15 protein-coding genes are annotated in these 17,203 nt (G+C 72.3%); 9 read left to right on the top strand and 6 right to left on the bottom strand.

The window, feature by feature from the left end; all coding sequences use genetic code 11:
* Nucleotides 1-42: 42 nt before the first annotated feature.
* The 3 genes from I847_RS0106490 to I847_RS0106480 all read left to right on the top strand — a co-directional run bounded on the left by I847_RS0106490 (nucleotide 43) and on the right by I847_RS0106480 (nucleotide 2,073).
* Nucleotides 43-618 (top strand): pyridoxal 5'-phosphate synthase, encoded by a 576-nt coding sequence (locus I847_RS0106490; protein ID WP_028049050.1) that lies wholly within the window; start codon nucleotides 43-45, stop codon nucleotides 616-618.
* 61 nt (nucleotides 619-679) lie between these two features.
* Nucleotides 680-1,573 carry a factor-independent urate hydroxylase gene (gene pucL / locus I847_RS0106485; RefSeq protein ID WP_028049049.1) on the top strand — a complete coding sequence of 298 codons (894 nt, stop codon included), beginning with the start codon at nucleotides 680-682 and terminating at the stop codon, nucleotides 1,571-1,573.
* Complete coding sequence (locus tag I847_RS0106480; RefSeq protein ID WP_028049048.1) at nucleotides 1,570-2,073, top strand: nucleoside deaminase; 504 nt, start codon at nucleotides 1,570-1,572, stop codon at nucleotides 2,071-2,073. The genes pucL and I847_RS0106480 overlap by 4 nt, the downstream gene beginning before the upstream one ends.
* Before the next feature lie 6 nt (nucleotides 2,074-2,079).
* Here I847_RS0106480 and I847_RS0106475 read toward each other — a convergent pair whose 3' ends face one another.
* From I847_RS0106475 to uraD, 3 genes are read right to left on the bottom strand one after another with little or no spacing between them, the layout of a single operon-like run.
* Entirely contained in the window at nucleotides 2,080-3,072 is a 993-nt protein-coding gene (locus I847_RS0106475; RefSeq protein ID WP_028049047.1) for a hypothetical protein, read from the bottom strand.
* A 35-nt stretch (nucleotides 3,073-3,107) separates the two neighbouring features.
* A complete protein-coding gene (gene uraH / locus I847_RS0106470) occupies nucleotides 3,108-3,440 on the bottom strand; it encodes a hydroxyisourate hydrolase (RefSeq protein ID WP_028049046.1) in 333 nt (110 codons plus the stop codon).
* Nucleotides 3,437-3,943, bottom strand: coding sequence for a 2-oxo-4-hydroxy-4-carboxy-5-ureidoimidazoline decarboxylase (gene uraD / locus I847_RS22295; protein WP_051274537.1), 507 nt, complete (start codon nucleotides 3,941-3,943; stop codon nucleotides 3,437-3,439). Before uraD ends, uraH begins: the two co-directional genes overlap by 4 nt.
* 29 nt (nucleotides 3,944-3,972) lie before the next feature.
* Here uraD and I847_RS0106460 point away from each other — a divergent pair, with 29 nt between their 5' ends.
* Nucleotides 3,973-4,515: an NTP transferase domain-containing protein gene (locus tag I847_RS0106460; RefSeq protein ID WP_196804497.1), complete on the top strand. Its 543-nt coding sequence runs from the start codon at nucleotides 3,973-3,975 to the stop codon at nucleotides 4,513-4,515.
* A gap of 8 nt (nucleotides 4,516-4,523) precedes the next feature.
* On the opposite strand, the gene I847_RS22290 is transcribed toward I847_RS0106460, so the two are convergent.
* On the bottom strand, nucleotides 4,524-5,936 hold the full coding sequence (locus I847_RS22290) for an amidohydrolase family protein (protein ID WP_051274536.1): 1,413 nt from the start codon (nucleotides 5,934-5,936) through the stop codon (nucleotides 4,524-4,526).
* 115 nt (nucleotides 5,937-6,051) lie between these two features.
* On the opposite strand from I847_RS22290, the gene I847_RS0106450 reads away from it, so the two are divergent.
* A complete protein-coding gene (locus tag I847_RS0106450) occupies nucleotides 6,052-6,441 on the top strand; it encodes a YciI family protein (RefSeq protein WP_028049044.1) in 390 nt (129 codons plus the stop codon).
* Nucleotides 6,442-6,493: 52 nt separating this feature from the next.
* Nucleotides 6,494-7,414, top strand: coding sequence for a S1C family serine protease (locus I847_RS0106445; protein ID WP_028049043.1), 921 nt, complete (start codon nucleotides 6,494-6,496; stop codon nucleotides 7,412-7,414).
* Here the strand turns inward: I847_RS0106445 and I847_RS0106440 are convergent.
* Together I847_RS0106440 and I847_RS22285 are read right to left on the bottom strand one after the other, a co-directional pair.
* Nucleotides 7,411-10,047 (bottom strand): multicopper oxidase domain-containing protein, encoded by a 2,637-nt coding sequence (locus tag I847_RS0106440; RefSeq protein WP_028049042.1) that lies wholly within the window; start codon nucleotides 10,045-10,047, stop codon nucleotides 7,411-7,413. The two genes, I847_RS0106445 and I847_RS0106440, sit on opposite strands and share 4 nt — an antisense overlap.
* Complete coding sequence (locus I847_RS22285; RefSeq protein ID WP_231384113.1) at nucleotides 10,044-11,192, bottom strand: hypothetical protein; 1,149 nt, start codon at nucleotides 11,190-11,192, stop codon at nucleotides 10,044-10,046. Before I847_RS22285 ends, I847_RS0106440 begins: the two co-directional genes overlap by 4 nt.
* Before the next feature lie 85 nt (nucleotides 11,193-11,277).
* On the opposite strand from I847_RS22285, the gene I847_RS22280 reads away from it, so the two are divergent.
* From I847_RS22280 to I847_RS0106420, 3 genes are all read left to right on the top strand, one after another.
* Nucleotides 11,278-12,018 (top strand): metalloregulator ArsR/SmtB family transcription factor, encoded by a 741-nt coding sequence (locus tag I847_RS22280; protein ID WP_034609310.1) that lies wholly within the window; start codon nucleotides 11,278-11,280, stop codon nucleotides 12,016-12,018.
* 109 nt (nucleotides 12,019-12,127) lie between these two features.
* Nucleotides 12,128-13,435 (top strand): MFS transporter, encoded by a 1,308-nt coding sequence (locus I847_RS0106425; RefSeq protein WP_028049041.1) that lies wholly within the window; start codon nucleotides 12,128-12,130, stop codon nucleotides 13,433-13,435.
* A 19-nt stretch (nucleotides 13,436-13,454) separates the two neighbouring features.
* Nucleotides 13,455-17,201, top strand: coding sequence for a nitrate reductase subunit alpha (locus I847_RS0106420; RefSeq protein ID WP_196804496.1), 3,747 nt, complete (start codon nucleotides 13,455-13,457; stop codon nucleotides 17,199-17,201).
* Nucleotides 17,202-17,203 lie beyond the last annotated feature (2 nt).

Raw genomic sequence — 17,203 nt, 5'->3', positions numbered from 1 at the left:
GTCGACGTGCGCACGCCGCCGGTTCCCAGCACAGTGGGCGCCGTGATCCCGCAGGTTCCCGACGAGACCTGGCAGCTGCTGCAGGACTGGTTGCCCGACAACACCGACCCGGACCGACCCGTGATGACGCTCGCCACGGTCGACGAGTCGGGCGACCCCGACGCGCGGTCGGTGCTGCTCAGCGAGTACGACCGCACCGGCCTCTACCTGCACACCGACGCGAGGACGCGTAAGGTCGCCCAGCTCGACGCCCGTCCCGTCGCCGCCCTCGTCCTGCGCTGGCCCGAGGCGATGCGCCAGCTCGTCGTGCGCGGGGCCGTCGAACGGGCCGACCGGGCGGAGTCGGACCGCGCGTTCGCCGACCGGTCGGCCTATCTCCAGCGTCTCGCCTGGCTGAACACGCCGGAGGTCGCCCAGCTCACGCCGGAGGGACGTCGAACCACGTGGGCCGACTTCGGCGCCATCCACCCCGTGCTCGACCCTCCGGACACCTGGATCGGGTACCGCGTCCGCCCGACCAGCCTGACGTTCTGGACCGGGGCCGCGGACTCCGTGAGCCATCGCCGCGAGTACCGTCTGGACGCGTCCGGCTGGCGGCGCAGCGAGCTGCCCGGGTGAGCGCGAACATCGGTTGTCCTGCGGAAACGCGCCCGTCATCTGACCGAGGCAGACTGCCGACATGACGGCCCGACTGCAGTCCCACCAGTACGGCAAGGCCGAGACGCGCGTCGTCCGGATCGTTCGCGACACTCCTCGGCACGAGATCCGCGACCTCAACGTCTCCTCCGCGCTGCGCGGCGACTTCGAGGCGGCGTACCTGACGGGCGACCAGTCCGCGGTGCTGCCCACGGACACCCAGAAGAACATGGTGTTCGCCTACGCCAAGGCGCACGGGATCGAGTCGCCCGAACGGTTCGGCATCCTGCTGGCGGAGCACTTGGTGACGGACATCGAGCCGGTCGCCGGTGCCCGCGTGGACGTCGAGGAGTACGCGTGGGTGCGCGCGGTCGTCGACGGCGCCGAGCACGACCACACCTGGGTGCGCAGCGGCCAGGAGGTCCGGACCGCCTCGGTCACGGTCGACGACGGCGCGACGACCGTCATCGCCGGCCTCAAGGACCTGACGGTGCTCAAGTCCACCGGCTCGGAGTTCACGGGCTTCCTCAAGGACGAGTACACGACCCTCCAGGAGACGACCGATCGCATCCTCGCCACGTCCCTGATCGCGCAGTGGCGGTACGCGGGCACCGACCTCGACTTCGACGCCACCTACGCCACGGTCCGCGCGATCATGATCTCGACCTTCGCAACCTTGCACTCGCTCGCCCTCCAGCAGACGCTGTGGCACATGGGGACGCAGGTCATCGACCAGGTGCCGGAGGTCGTCGAGGTCAGGTTCGCCGCGCCCAACAAGCACCACTTCCTGTCGGACCTGAGCCCCTTCGGCCTCGAGAACCCGGGCGAGGTCTTCTGGGCCGCCGACCGCCCCTACGGCCTGATCGAGGCGGCCATCGTCCGGGAAGGGGCGACGCCCGCCGAGGCAGCCTGGACGCGCTCGGTCGGTGCCCCGTGAACAGGACGGGCAGCGGCGCAGGCTCCCGGCAGCACGACGACGACCGCTGGCTCAACCAGGCCGTCGCCCTGGCCACCGCCAACGTCGCCGAGGGCGGTGGCCCCTTCGGCGCGGTGATCGTGCGCGACGGCGTGGTGATCGGCACCGGCCAGAACCGCGTCACCCGCGACAACGACCCCACTGCGCACGCCGAGGTCGTGGCGATCCGCGCGGCGTGCAACGCGCTCGACGACTTCTCCCTCGCCGGCGCCACGCTCTACGCCTCCTGCGAGCCGTGCCCCCTCTGCCTCGCAGCATGCCTCTGGTCCCGCCTGGAGCGGGTCGTCTACGCCGCCGACCGCGACGACGCCCGCCGCGCCGGATTCGACGACTCCCGCTTCTACGACCTGCTGGCCACCGACCGCGCCGCCTGGCCGATGCCGGTCGTCGCCAACCGCATCGCGACCACATCCGACCCCATCGACGCGTGGCTCGCCCGCCCCACCAAGGTCGAGTACTGACGCCTGTCAGGACGTGCCGTCAGCTGGCGGCGTGCCGTAGCGAGCCGCCGTCTCGACGGCGTCCTCGTCCCAGTTCTCGCCGGTCTGCAGCACCCAGAACACGACGAACAGCACGAGCAGGACCGCCTCGACCACGAACAGCGTGTAGGGCCACTGCTGGCCACCCCGCAACCAGCCGACGAGCCCCGCCACGCCGGCCGCGACGACGGTGACGGACATGAACAGGCTGATCAGCCGGTACGCCCTGCTGTACGACTCCGGCGACATCCCCTTGGGCCGGCCGACGGGTGGCTCCACCACGTGCCGGGCGGCGTAGGCGGCTGCGCCGGAGATGCACGCGAAGAGCACCACGGCCGCCACGTAGTGCGCCCGGAGCAGGAACGAGGCGTGCCCCGCGACGAACCACACGCCGAACGCCAGCCAGACGACGGTGGTCACGACCAGTCCCGCCCGTCCGGCGGCGCTGGACCCGCGCCCGCGGTTCCGCCAGGCGAACGCCAGCACCGCAGCACCGACGAGCAGCAGGGCGGTGACGTTGTTGTCCACCGCCGGGACGAGGTCGGACGGCAGACAGGGTCCGGCGTCGCCGCAGCCGCCCGGCACGGGGTCGAACGGGACGGGCACGAACGCGACCAGCGGGATGACCATCCCGGCGATGTCGAGGAGCGAGTCCTCCCAGCCGGCGCGCCCCTTGATCGCGATGAGGGCCGGGCCCGTCGCGACGAGGGTCCCGACCAGGACGTTGCGCACCGGCGAGTAGAAGTAGCCGCTGATGGAGCCGAACCGCTGGCCCTCGCCCCAGAGGACCTCGATGACGATCGAGATCGCCAGCAGCAGTGCCATGGCCACGATCGCCACGCGCAGCGAACGGTACGTGGCACGGATGGGCGACGCCAGGGCCTCGACCACCGCTTCGGGCGCCGGCCGGCGTGGACCGGCTGGTGCCTGCGGTGCGGAGTCGGGTGGCCCGGGGTTCGGGTCCGCCTCGTCGTCGGTCATGGTCGCCCCTGCCTGTCGTACGCGTCGTGCCGGGCTCAGCTTCCCCGATAGGTGGAGTAGGCGAACGGGCTGAGCAGGACGGGGACGTGATAGTGGCTCGAGTCGACGACGTCGAACACGACCACCACCTCCGGCAGGAACGAGGCCCGGTCGGTCGAGGCGAAGTAGGCCGCGGTGTCGAACACGAACCGGTAGGTCCCGACGGGCACCGACGCGGGCGCCAGGGACCGCGCTCGCCCGTCGTCGTCGGTGGTCCCGGAACCGACGAGCATCCACTCGCCCTCGACTCGTCCCGACAGGACGACCGGCACCCCGACCGCGGGCCTGCCGAGCGCGATGTCGAGCACGTGCGTGGTCAGCTGACTCATGAACGCTCCCCAGGAGAGGACACGGACGAGGGGGTCCCGAACAACGTCCGCAGCCGCAGCAGCGCGATCTCGCGCAGCTGGTCGGCCACCTCACGGTCCTCGTCGGCGGGCGACAGCGCCAGCCGCCGGTGCAGCTCGGCGAGGATCTCGGGCCGCGTCCGCCCGGCGGCCCGGATGAGGAAGATGCGCCCGAACTGCTCCTCGTAGGCGGCGTTCCCGGCCGCCATGGCCGCCACCAGGGCGGGATCGTCCGTGGTCGACGACGCCTGCTCCGCGCGGCTCAGCGAGGCCGTCGAACCGGAACCCTGCGAACCGATCCGCGGGTGCGACGCCAGCGCCTCGTCGACCTCGGCCGGGGACAACGCCCGGGCGGCGAGGTCGGCGACGTCCAGGAGAGCGGCGACGGACGGGTACGGACACCCGGACGCGACCTGCGACACCCATCGAGAGACGTGCAGCGCCGCCTCGAGACGCTCCCGGGTCTGCGCATCGTCCTGGATCATGAGCCCACTCTCGTGGCACGGTACGGGGCGTGCCAGTGATCAGCGGGATCGTGCTCGCCGCAGGCGCGGGAACTCGCCGCGGCGGCCCGAAGGCCCTCGTGCCCGGCTGGCTCGACGGGGCGACGCGGCTGCTCCTGGAGGCGGGCTGCGAGCGGGTCGTGGTCGTGCTCGGCGCGGGCGCCGACGAAGCGCGGGGACGGCTCTCGCCCGACCCGCGCATCGAGATCCGCACGGCGATCGACTGGGCGCAGGGCATGGGTGCGTCCCTGCGGGAAGGGCTGAGGCACGCCACCGGCGATGCGGCACTGATCACGCTCGTCGACCTGCCAGGCACCCCGGCCACCGTCGTGGACCGCGTCCTTTCCCCCTCGACGAGCAGCCTGCGGGTCGCCCTGCGTCAGGCGACCTACGACGGCCGCCCAGGCCACCCGGTCCTCGTCGGCGCGGACCACTGGCAGGCGCTGAGCGACGCGCTCGAGGGCGACCGCGGCGCCCGCCCGTACCTGAGGACGCACGGCGTCGCGGAGGTCGAGTGCGGCGACCTGCACCACGGTCGCGACGAGGACACCTGACACGCCCGTCACTCCGCCTCGATCGACGTCAGCGGCAGCTCGCGACCCCACCGTGCGGCGGCGGCCGTCATCCGCGACCGGAGCTCTCCGGACGCCCGGGCCGCGAGCGGCGACGTCGACCGGCCGCCCTCGCTCACCAGCACTCCTCCGACGTACACGTGCGACAGGTTCCGCAGCCCGCAGGCCATCACGTAGGTGGCGAGCACGTCCCACACGGGCCCGGTGTCGGGAGCGCGGTGGTCGACGACGAGGAAGTCCGCCATCTTGCCGACCTCCAGCGACCCGACGCGGTCCGCGACACCGAGCACCTCGGCGGACCCGAGAGTGTGCAGACGAAGGACGTCGGCGGGCATCATCACCGAGGCGTCGGTGTACATCGCGCGGGTGGTGTAGAGCCCGATGCGCATGTTGCCCCAGGGGTCGGAGATGTCGGTGCACGACTGGTCGTCGAGCCCCATCCCGACGGGGATCCCGGCCCGCTGGAGCCGCACGACGTCGGCGAACCCGGACCCGAGCCGACCGTTCGACGTCGCCTGCCAGACGACGCCGCAGCCCGTCTCGGCGGCCCGGGACACCATCGCGTCGGTCGGGTGCACGAAGTGGCCGAAGAGGAACGACGGGCCGAAGGCGCCGGCGGCGTCGTACCAGGCGAACTTCTCCCGCTGCGTCTCGATGCCTTCGGCGGTCTCGACGAAGTGCGCCTGGTTGCCGATCCCGTGCGTCCGCATCATCGCCACCTCGAGCTCGGCCGACCGCGGCGCGGACGCCCACTGCACGGCGCCCATCACGGACGCCCCGAGGTGCTGCGCGGCCGGCGTGCGCGCACAGGACTCCGCGACCATGTCGGCGAACACCCCGACGACCTCGTCCTCCGGACCGGCCTCGTCGTTGAGCCTGATCGCGTTCATGACCCGCAGACCGGCATCGGCCGCACCGTCGATCTGCCTCGTCGCGAACTCCACGGGCGCGATCCGCCCGAGCACCGGGGACGCCGTCACCGGGTCGTAGCGCCAGGTCACGCGCGGGTGCATGAAGTTGTAGGCGCTGGTCACGCCGTTCGCCAGGAAGTCCAGCGCGCCGTGCAGGGTCGACCAGTACAGGTCGTCCGGCTCGCACTTGTCGAGCACCTCGACCATCGACATCACCCACGGGTAGAGCGTCGAGCCGGGTGAGATGCCGCGCATCCCCGAGGTGAACAGGTGCGAGTGGGCGGACACGAACCCCGGCGCCACCATCGCGCCCCCGACGTCGAGCAGCCGCAGCCCGCCGCCGTCGCTGCGCGCCACCAGGGACTCGTCGGGCTCCCCCGGGCCCAGGGCCTCGATCCGACCGTCGTCGCCGACGAGCAACCACCCGGCGAACCACGACGGACCCGCGTCGGACACAGGGAGGACCAGCGCGTTGTGCACGAGGAGCCGCATGGCCGCCATCGTGCATGCTGCGTGTGACGGGCCCGTTTCGTTCGTGCGGCGCAGGATGTCGAGAGACGGCGAGCCCCGACGTCATGGAGGCACCGGACCGACGAAGGAGACCGCCATGAAGTACGTCATCCTCATCCACGCCAACCCGGAGCCGTGGGACCACCCGACTGCGCGCTTCACCGCTGAGGGCAAGGCTCTGTCCGCAGACGAGCACGCCGAGCTGGATCGCCGGTTCGACCTCCTCTTCGACGAGATGCAGACCCGCGGCGAGCTGGTCGACGCTGAGGCCCTCGCAGCACCGTCGACGAGCACGGTGTTCCGCTGGCGCAGCGACGCGACCGAGGGCCCGTTCACCGAGACCGCCGAACAGCTGGCGGGCTTCTTCCACATCGACGTCGAGAGCCACGAGCGAGCGGTGGAGATCGCGTCGCAGTTCGCCGGCCCCGGCAGCCCCGCCGAGCTGCGCCCGTCCATGTGGGTCGACCCGCGTCGCCAGCAGAAGTGACGCCCCTGGCGAACACCGGCATATCCGCGTGGGGCGCACCGCTGTACGTGCCATGACGGATGACGAGGCTCTCGACGCCTACTCCCGGGCCGTGGTCTCGGTGGCGGAGAAGGTGCTGCCGAGCGTCGCGAGCCTGAGCGTCCGGACGGCGCAGGGCGGCGGGGCCGGCAGCGCGAGCGTCATCACGGCCGACGGCTACCTCCTGACCAGCGCACACGTCGTGTCGGGTGCCGCCGTCGCCGAAGCCTCCTTCGCCGACGGGACGACGGTCCGCGCCGACGTCGTGGGTCGCGACCCGCTCTCGGACCTCGCCGTGCTGCACGCCCGCGGCGACACGCCCCCGCCGGTGCCCTTCGGCGACGCAGCCGCCCTGCGCGTCGGCCAGCTCGTCATCGCGCTCGGGAACCCGCTGGGCCTGGCCGGCAGCGTGACCGCGGGCATCGTGTCCGCGCTCGGGCGCTCCCTGCCCACAGGGTCGGGACGCGTCATCGACGAGGTGGTCCAGACGGACGCCGCGCTCAACCCGGGGAACAGCGGCGGCGTCCTCGCCGACAGCGCCGGCCGGATGGTCGGCGTCAACACGGCGGTCGCGGGGATCGGCGTCGGGCTGGCCGTGCCGATCAACGCCACGACGCGCGACATCATCACCACGCTCATGACCCGTGGCCGCGTCCGTCGGGCCTGGCTCGGCATCGCCGGCACGCAGGCGCCCCTGCCGCCGCACCTCGCGGAGCGCCTGGGCTCCCCCACCGGCCTGATGGTCGCGGGCGTCTCACCCGGATCCCCCGCCGCGCTCGCCGGTCTGCACCGCGGCGACATGGTGGTCGAGCTGGACGGCAACCGCGTGGTCACGACGACGGCCGTGCAGAAGCTCATGGTCGAGGACGCGATCGACCGCCGGATCGAGATCACCGTCTGGCGCAACGGCGCCCTGGTCGACGTGATCGTCTTCCCGCGCGAGCTCTCCGCCTAGTTCACGACGAACCGTCCCATCGCCCCCGACTGGGCGTCCTGCATGACGTGCGAGACGAACGGGTAGGTCCCCGCGGCCGGGAACGTGAGCTCGACGAACCCGCCCTCGGCGGGCGCCAGGGACAGCACCTGCGAGCCGCCGGTCCCGGTCGAGCCGCCGTCGTGCAGCAGCCAGTCACCCTCGCGGTACGCGGTGTCGAACTGGGCGCCGACCACGTGGAAGGAGCTCGGTCTGCCCGGTCCCGCGTCGAGCACCCAGAGCCGGACGCGTTCCCCGGCCACGGCGCGCAGCGGGCGGTCGCGGTACTGGTTCGCGTACCCGTTGAAGACGACGAGGTCCGGGGTGCCGGCGTCGACCTTCGCGGCGTCCGCGATGCCGCCCTGGGCGCCGAGGTAGAGCTCGGACTGCACGAGGACGTACTCGCGGTCGACGACCGGCAGGCCGGGCGGGTCGACGATGACCGCCCCGAACATGCCGTTGGCGATGTGCAGGGACATCGGCATGGTCGAGCAGTGATACATCCAGATGCCGCTGCGCGTCGCGGTGAACGCGTAGGTCAGCGACGCGCCGGGCTGGATGGTCCGCATGACGTCGTCGGGGGCGAGCGCGCCCGCGTGGAAGTCGATCGAGTGGCCGATCGACCCGTCGTTGACCAGCGTGATCTCGAACCTGTCGCCGACCGCGCCACGCAGCACCGGCCCGGGCGCCTGGCCGTCGAAGGTCCACAGCCGCTGCCGCACGCCTGGGGCCACCTCCCGCTCGACCTCACGAACCGTCAGAGTCCTGCGGTGGGTCGTCGGTCCGGGGGCGGGCGCGGGCGGTGTCGCGTCGTGCGCCATGACGCCGGCGTCCGGGGTCGCCATGAGATCAAGGGCGTCGGCGGCGCTCGGCGTGGTCCGGTCCGACCCGGTCGGACCATCCGTGGGCCCGTCCATGCCGGGCATGGACCCGTGCAGGCCGGTCGCGTGCGCGTCGGTCGCGTGCGCGTCGGTCGCGGCGGCAGCGTGCTCGCCGTCGACGTCGATCCGCAGCGTCATCCCCATGAGGCGATGCCCCGCCACGGGGCACCAGCCGTCCAGCGAGGTGCCGACGACGCCCACGTCGACGGATGCGCGCTCCCCAGGCGCCAGCCGACCGGTGGTCGCGCCCGTCTCGATCGTGAGCTCGTGCACGTCGTCGTCGGCGTTCGTCACCTCGATGACCAGGCGGTCACCCCGCGGCACCGACACCACGGCAGGGCTGAACCGCATGGACTCGGCCCGCAGCTGGACGGTCGTCGTCCGACCCGTCGCCACCGCCTGGTCACCGGCCGCGACCGTGCCGATGCCCGCCGCGGGCGGGTCGACCGCGACGCCGAGCGCGACGGCGAGCACGAGGCAGCCGACCGCGACGACAGCTGCCCCGCTCCGCGCGGGGACCGGCGTCGCCGGCTCGACCGCCGCCGGTTTCCGCCAGACCAGGACGGCGCGCGTCAGCAGGACGAGGAACGACGTGAGCGCCCCGAGCACGACGAACGACGCGGCGACCCGGACGGCGCTGGGCACCGGCGCGACGAACACGACAAGGCCACCGTTGACGAGAACGAGCCGGACGACGGCCCCGCGGTCGAGCTCGGCGGCCGTCCGGCGCGCCATGGAAGGGCCACCGCCGAGCACGACCGGTACGAGGTACGACAGCGACCCGACGAGCACCTGTGCCACGAACCCGACCGCGAACGGTGCCACGAGCACCGCCAGTCGCTCCGGGACGACCGCCCAGCCAGGCGCGCCGACCACGATCACGGCGAGCGCCAGGGCGCTGACGGCGAACCACGCCACGCTCGCCGCGAGGCTCCACCCCGCGTAGGTGCGCGGCGGGGCCGAACGGGCCTGCCGAACCATGGCGTGCACCACGACGAGGATGCCGCCGGCGACGGTCGCGGCACCGACCGCGACGAGCGGCCGCCAGGACGTGACCGGCCCTGCCGCGAGGATCCCCAGCCCCACGAGGACCACGGGCAGAGCGTGCCGCCCGGCGCGCTCGTCGGCCGGTTCGATCCGAACGTGCAGCACGGTCGGCCACAGGACCAGGAGCGTCCCGAGCACCGTGAGGCCCACCCAGCCGAGCAGGAGGAGCGTCACGTGACCGACGTACAGGCGTCCGTGCACGCTCTCTGGAACGCGTCCGTGCGCCATCGCGACCCCGAGCGCGACCCCCACCGGGAGCAGCAGCCCCGCGGCCACGTAGTACCGCACCGCGTGCCCGAACCGCGACGGGAGGGCGGAGCGTCGCTGCACGACCATGACGAGCACCTGAGCGAACGCGGCGCCGGCGACGAGGACCGCCCCGACGACGATCGGAGGCGTCAGCGACGCCGCGACGCCGACCGCGACCGCGAGCGTCCCGACGGTGTGCGCGACGAGACGCACCGTGTGACCGGGCCGACCGCCGGGAGCCGGGCAGCGCAGCAGCGTGTCGGCGAAGTGCTGGCTCCACACGAGGATCGCGCTGCCGGCGCTGCCGAGCAGGAGCAGGTGCACGAGCAGCCACGGAGCCGCGGGAACGGACCGGTGCCCAAGAGCGAGCGCGACGGCCGCCACCATCCACGCGACCGCCAGCGCGTTCGCGCGCAGGTGCCACGAGGCGCGGGTCACGAGGTCACCGCCGCGACGGCGACGTGCGGCACGGCGGCCCGGGGCGGCCGTCGCGCGACGACGATGCTCCCGACCGCCACCCCGAGGAACCCGAGCACCGCGACGATGTTCGCGACCCCACCGGCCTGGACGGCCGGCCCCACCGCCCACGCGTCACCGACGAGCAGCCGCACGGCCAGGGACGCGTGCAGCAGGACCAGCGGCCCGTACATGAGCGGCCGGTAGGGCAGCGGTCGTCGGATCACCGCCGGGAGGATCACCGGCGCGTGCGCCATGACCATGGAGATCACGAACCCGAGGAACACGGCGTGCAGCACGGCGTCGTACCCCGGACCCGCGACCACCGTGCCCATGGTGAGCCAGATCCCCCCGGCCACGGCCAACCAGCCGAAGCCGGCGAGCATCGCCACCGCCATGAACCGCCGCTGCCCGTCGGCGCGGACGGTCCGGCGTGCGACGTCGTGCCGCAGCAGCAGCGCCGACAGCACGAGCAGCGACACCCCGAGCACCGCCCCACCCAGTCGCGGGGACAGGAGGGCGATCGCCGCGCCCGCGAGGAGGGCGAGAGCCGTCCCGAGGAGCGTGACCTCGACGGACGTCGGAGGGGCCGCGACGCGCATGAGCTCGAGACGCTCCCCGGCGACCGTGAGCACGAGGAAGACCACCAACCACGGCGCCAGCACCGGGACAGGGACTCCTGCACAGGCGAGCAGCGCCGCCCCGACGGCGGCGAACGCGCCAGCCGCCTGCACCGCGACGGCGCGCGCGGCCTGTCGACGCCAGACCGCGCGGTAGAGCGCGAGCAGCGCCACCGTCCCGCCGAGCTGCAGGACGCGACCGACGACGAGCGGCGCCGGGCTCAGCAGCGCGACCGCGCCCGCGCCGAGCAGCGCGGGCGCCAGGTACGCGGACCGTCGGCCCACGGCGACGGCGCGTTCGAGCGCGACCAGCGTGCCGACGAAGCCCAGCACCATGAGCTGACCGTGGACGGCGGGCAGCCGGTCGAGCCGGACCGGAGCGGGCAGCCCGAGCAGCGTCAGCGCGGCGTCGAGACCGGCCAGCAGCGCAACACCTGCGGGAATCAGGAACACGAGCCGCACCGGCGCCCCGAACCGGTTTTCCACGGCGACCTGCCCTATTTTCACGATGCCAGCGTGGGCGAGGCGCGTCGCCACAACTAGGGGCGGAAGTCCCGGTCGTGCCGCGGGGTCGCCGACCTACGCTCGACCCATGTCCATCCGGCGCACCGCGGCAGCGCGCACCCTCGCGTCGGGCAGCCGCGTGGACCTCCTGCACCTCCTGCAGGACGGGGCCGAGCACACCATCAGCGAGCTCGCCTCGGCGACCGGGCTGCACGAGAACACGACGCGCGAGCACCTCCAACGGCTCGTCGCGGACGGGTACGCCCGGCGCGAGCCGGAGCACCGCACGGAGCGCGGCCGGCCACGGATGGTCTACCGCCTGGTCTCTGCCGACGACGTCCGCGCGGACCCCGACGCGACCCGCCGGATCGAGGAGTCGATCGCCCGCGTCGCGCTGACCCGGGTCCTGCTCGAGGGCTATGGGCGGGAGGTCGCGTCGACGACGGAGGCTGCCGAGGCCGCAGGTCGGGCACTGCTCGACGACCCGGCAATCCGGCCCGAGCCTCGGGCGTCCGCGGCGGACGCGGCGGACGCGGCGGACGCGACCGGGTCCGACCGGCAGATCGACGCGCTCGAGGCGCACCTGGACCGGCTCGGCTTCGACCCTGAGCTGGACCGCTCGCAGATGGCGTTCCACCTCTACCGCTGCCCGTTCCTGGACCTGGCGCGTGCGCGGCCCGAGGTCGTCTGCCACGTGCACCTCGGGCTCGCGCAGGGTGTCCTCGACACCGTCCCGGGGCCGGTCGCGGCAGGACGGCTTCTGCCGTTCGTCGGGCCGGAGCACTGCATCCTCCAGCTGAACCACAGGCCCGACCTCCCCGATGCGTGACCCGAACGGGTTTTCCACGGTGTTTTCACGCGACTCCCGGACATCCCCGCACGGATGCTCGTCGCAGGCCCGATGACGGGCCGACGACCAGCACCAGCGGGAGGTCCTGATGTCCACCCTCGCCCTGCGCACGCCAGATCTGTCGCACTGGGACCCGGAGAACGCTGACACGTGGGACAAGCGCCTGGCGTGGCGGACGCTCTGGATCACGACGTACAACCTCATGCTCGCGTTCGCGGTCTGGTACCTCGTCAGCGCCGTCGCGCCGCGGCTCAACGACATCGGGTACGACCTGACGAAGGGCCAGCTCTACTGGCTCGTCGCGATCCCGGGTCTCGCAGCCGGCACCGCCCGGCTGATCTACATGTTCCTGCCGCCGGTGCTGGGCACCCGCACCCTCGTCGGCGGGTCCGCAACCCTCCTGCTGCTGCCGATGGTCGGCTGGGTCCTCGCCGTGCGCGACACGACCACGCCCTACGCGATGCTCCTGCTGCTGGCGGCGGCGTCCGGCATCGGCGGTGGCGCGTTCGCCGGGTTCATGCCGTCGACCAGCTACTTCTTCCCACGCCGGATGGCCGGGACAGCGTTGGGGCTCCAGGCGGGGATCGGCAACTTCGGCGTCAGCCTGATCCAGCTCCTCGTGCCGTGGGTCGTCGGCTTCGGGCTGCTCGGCACCGCCGCGCTCACGCCTCAGCAGCGCGAGGACGGCTCGTCGATCTGGTTGCACAACGCCGGACTGGTGCTCATCCCGTGGGTGATCCTCGGCGCCGTGATGGCCGCGATCTGGCTCCGCCGGGTGCCGGTGAAGGCGAACTTCCGGGAGCAGCTCGACATCTTCAACGAGCGGCACACCTGGTACATGACGGCCGTCTACGTGATGACGTTCGGCGCCTTCTCCGGCTTCGCCGCCCAGCTCGGCCTGCTGATCAAGAACATGTACGCGGGCATGGAGGGCGCGCCCGACCCGCTCAAGTACGTCTTCCTGGGCCCGCTCCTCGGCTCGATCACCCGCGCGGCGTGGGGACCCCTCTGCGACAAGTTCGGCGGTGCGATCTGGTCGTTCGTCGCCGGGATCGGCATGACGGTCGCGACCGTGTTCACCGCCTTCTACCTCGACCCGACCGACACCAGCACGTTCGGGCTCTTCCTCGGCGGGATGCTCGCGATCTTCACGTTCGCCGGGATCGGGAACGCCGGCACGTTCAAGCAGATGCCGATGATCTTCGACCGGCGTCGCGCCGGCGGCGTCATCGGGTTCACGTCCGCGATCGCGGCCTTCGGTCCGTTCCTCGTCGGTGTCGGCCTCTCGCTCGTGGCACCGCAGGCGTTCTTCATCGGGGCGGCGGTCTACTTCGCCCTCTGCACGCTGCTCGTCTGGCGCCAGTACGCCCGGCCCGGAGCTCCCCGCCCGTGCTGATCTACTCGAGGAGTACGTGGTGACCACCCCCGGTACCGACAACCCCGCCGTCGACGTCCTGCTGCGTCTCGGCTCCGCGCTCCGCCCGGGTACGGTCTCGCCCGACCTGCGCGCCCTCTTCCTCGAGGGCGGGCGGTCGGGCGACGCGTTCTACCGGGACCGGTGGTCGCACGACAAGGTCGTCCGCTCGACGCACGGCGTGAACTGCACGGGGTCCTGCTCGTGGAAGGTGTACGTCAAGGACGGCATCATCACGTGGGAGACGCAGCAGACCGACTACCCGTCCGTCGGGCCGGACTCCCCCGAGTACGAGCCGCGCGGCTGCCCCCGCGGCGCGGCGTTCTCCTGGTACACGTACTCCCCCACGCGGGTCCGGTACCCCTACGTCCGCGGTGCGCTCCTGCGGGCGTACCGCGCAGCGAAGGAGCGCACGGGCGACCCGGTGCTCGCCTGGGCGGAGGTCACCGGCGACCCCGAGACCGCGCGCTCGTACAAGTCGGCCCGTGGCAAGGGCGGGCTCGTCCGCGCCACCTGGGAGGAGGCCGCGGAGATCGTCGCGGCGGCCCACGTGCACACGATCAAGACCTACGGCCCCGACCGCGTCGCGGGCTTCTCTCCGATCCCTGCGATGTCGATGGTGTCGCACGGTTCGGGCGCCCGGTTCGTCTCGATGCTCGGCGGCACGATGCTGTCGTTCTACGACTGGTACGCGGACCTGCCCGTCGCGTCCCCGCAGGTCTTCGGCGACCAGACGGACGTCCCCGAGTCGGCGGACTGGTGGAACGCGAGCTACCTCATGATGTGGGGCTCGAACGTGCCGGTGACCCGCACGCCGGACGCGCACTTCATGACCGAGGCGCGCTACCGCGGCCAGAAGGTCGTGACCGTCTCCCCGGACTACGCGGACAACACGAAGTTCGCCGACGAGTGGCTCGCACCGCACCCCGGCACCGACGGCGCGCTTGCGCTGGCCATGGGCCACGTGGTCCTGCGGGAGTTCCTCGTCGAGCGACGCACCGAGCGGTTCGCGGACTACATGTCCAGGTTCACCGACGCGACCCACCTGATCACCCTGCGCCGGCGCGGCGACGCGTGGGTGCCCGACAAGTTCCTCACTGCCGACGCGCTCGACGGCCCGGTCGCCGGCGCCGACGGCACCCCTCGGGACACGCACGGCCGGGACGCCGCGTTCATGACCGTGGTGCTCGACGAGGACGGGTCGCCGCGCGTCCCCAACGGCTCGCTCGGACACCGGTTCGACCCGGAGAAGGCCGGGTCGTGGAACCTCGACCTCGGCACGATCAAGCCGGTGATGTCGATCGCCGACCTGGACTCCCATGACGGGTCCGCCGTCGCGGTCGACCTGCCCCGCTTCGACGTGGCCGGGAGCGAGCACACCGGCGGGGCGGGCGTCGTCCGTCGTGGTGTGCCCGTGCGGCGCCTCGGCGACACGCTGGTCACGACCGTCTTCGACCTGCTGCTCGCCCAGTACGGCGTCGGCCGCGACGGCCTGCCGGGCACCTGGCCGACCGGGTACGACGACCCCAGCACTCCAGGGACGCCGGCCTGGCAGGAGGAGATCACCGGGGTCCCGGCCGCCGCTGCCGAGCGGATCGGCCGCGAGTTCGCACAGAACGCCGAGGTGTCGGGCGGCCGCTCGATGATCCTCATGGGGGCGGGGACCAACCACTGGTTCCACTCCGACACGATCTACCGCACGTTCCTGGCCCTCGTCACGATGACCGGCTGCCAGGGCGTCAACGGCGGCGGGTGGGCGCACTACGTCGGTCAGGAGAAGTGCCGCCCGGTGACGGGCTGGGCGCAGTACGCGTTCGGGCTCGACTGGGTGCGGCCTCCGCGCCAGATGATCGGCACCGCGTTCTGGTACCTCGCCACGGACCAGTGGCGGTACGACGGGCTGCCCGCCGACGCGCTCGCGTCCCCGCTCGCCGAGGGCCTCTTCGCCGGCCGGACCACCGCCGACTGCCTGGTCGAGTCCGCGAAGCGGGGCTGGATGCCCAGCTACCCGACGTTCAACCGCAACCCGCTCGAGCTGGTCGACGAGGCTCGGGCGGCGGGCAAGGACCCGGCGGCGCACGTCGTCGACGAGCTCCGCGAGGGGCGGTTGAAGTTCGCCGTCGAGGACCCCGACGACCCGGTGAACTTCCCGCGCGTGCTGACGGTCTGGCGGGCGAACATCCTGGGCTCGTCCGGCAAGGGCAACGAGTACTTCCTGCGTCACCTGCTCGGCACGAGCGCAGCCGTGATGGCCGAGGAGTCCGGTCCGGAGAGGCGTCCCGCCAGCATGACGTGGCGCGACGAGGCCCCGCGCGGCAAGCTCGACCTGCTCGTCACCAGCGACTTCCGGATGACCTCGACGACCCTGTTCTCGGACGTCGTCCTGCCGGCGGCCACCTGGTACGAGAAGCACGACCTGTCGACGACGGACATGCACCCGTTCGTGCACTCGTTCAACCCCGCGATCGCACCGCCGTGGCAGACGCGCACGGACTTCGACATCTTCGTGACCCTGGCGAAGGCCGTCTCGGCGCTGTCGGTCGGGCACCTCGGCAAGCGCGAGGACCTCGTCGCGGTGCCGCTGATGCACGACACCCCCGACGAGATGAGCACGCCGCACGGGACGGTGAACGCGGTCGAGGACCTCATCCCCGGTGTGACGATGCCGAAGCTCGTCGTCGTCGAACGGGACTACACCACCCTCGCCGACCGGCTCACGTCGCTCGGCCCGCTCACTGCGAGCGTCGGCATGGTGACCAAGGGCGTGACGTTCATGCCCGACCAGGAGGTCCCCGAGCTGGGCCGGTTGAACGGCGTCGTCTCGGACGGGTTCGCCGCCGGTCGGCCGAGGCTGACGACCGCGCAGCACGTCTGCGAGACGATCCTCGCGCTGTCCGGGACCACCAACGGGCGTCTCGCGGTCCAGGGGTTCGAGAACGTCGAGAAGCAGACCGGCACCGAGCTCGCCTGGCTCGCGCGCGAGCACGAGGGCAAGCGCATCACGTTCCCCGACGTGCAGGCCCGGCCCGTGCCGGTCATCACGTCGCCCGAGTGGTCCGGCTCCGAGCACGGCGGTCGTCGCTACACCGCGTTCGCGATCAACGTCGAGCAGCTCAAGCCGTGGCACACCCTCACGGGCAGGCAGCACTTCTTCCTCGACCACGACTGGATGAGCGAGCTGGGCGAGAACCTGCCCGTCTACCGCCCGCCGCTCGACCTGGGCCGGCTGTTCGGCGACCGTCGCCCCGGCTCGACGGAGCCGTCGGGCGCCCCCGGTTCCGAGGGCCACGCGGAGGTCACCGTGCGCTACCTGACGCCGCACTCGAAGTGGTCGATCCACTCGGAGTACCAGGACAACCTGTTCATGCTCTCGCTCTCGCGAGGCGGTCCGACGATCTGGATGTCACCGCAGGACGCCGCGACGATCGGGGTCCGTGACAACGAGTGGGTCGAGGCCTACAACCGCAACGGCGTCGTCGTCGCCCGAGCGATCGTCAGCCACCGCATGCCGCAGGGCACGGTGTTCATGTACCACGCCAAGGACCGCACGGTGGATGTCCCCCGGTCCGAGACGTCGGGCCTGCGTGGTGGCATCCACAACTCGCTGACCCGGGTCCTGCTCAAGCCGTCGCACCTCGTCGGCGGCTACGCCCAGCTCTCCTTCGCCTTCAACTACCTGGGCCCGACGGGGAACCAGCGCGACGAGGTCACGACGATCCGGCGCCGCTCGCAGGACGTGACGTACTGATG

The sequence above is a fragment of the Cellulomonas sp. URHD0024 genome (assembly GCF_000426185.1).
Taxonomy (GTDB): Bacteria; Actinomycetota; Actinomycetes; order Actinomycetales; family Cellulomonadaceae; genus Cellulomonas.
Note: the sequence above shows the minus strand (reverse complement) of the source record. Positions and strands in the feature narration are given on the sequence as shown.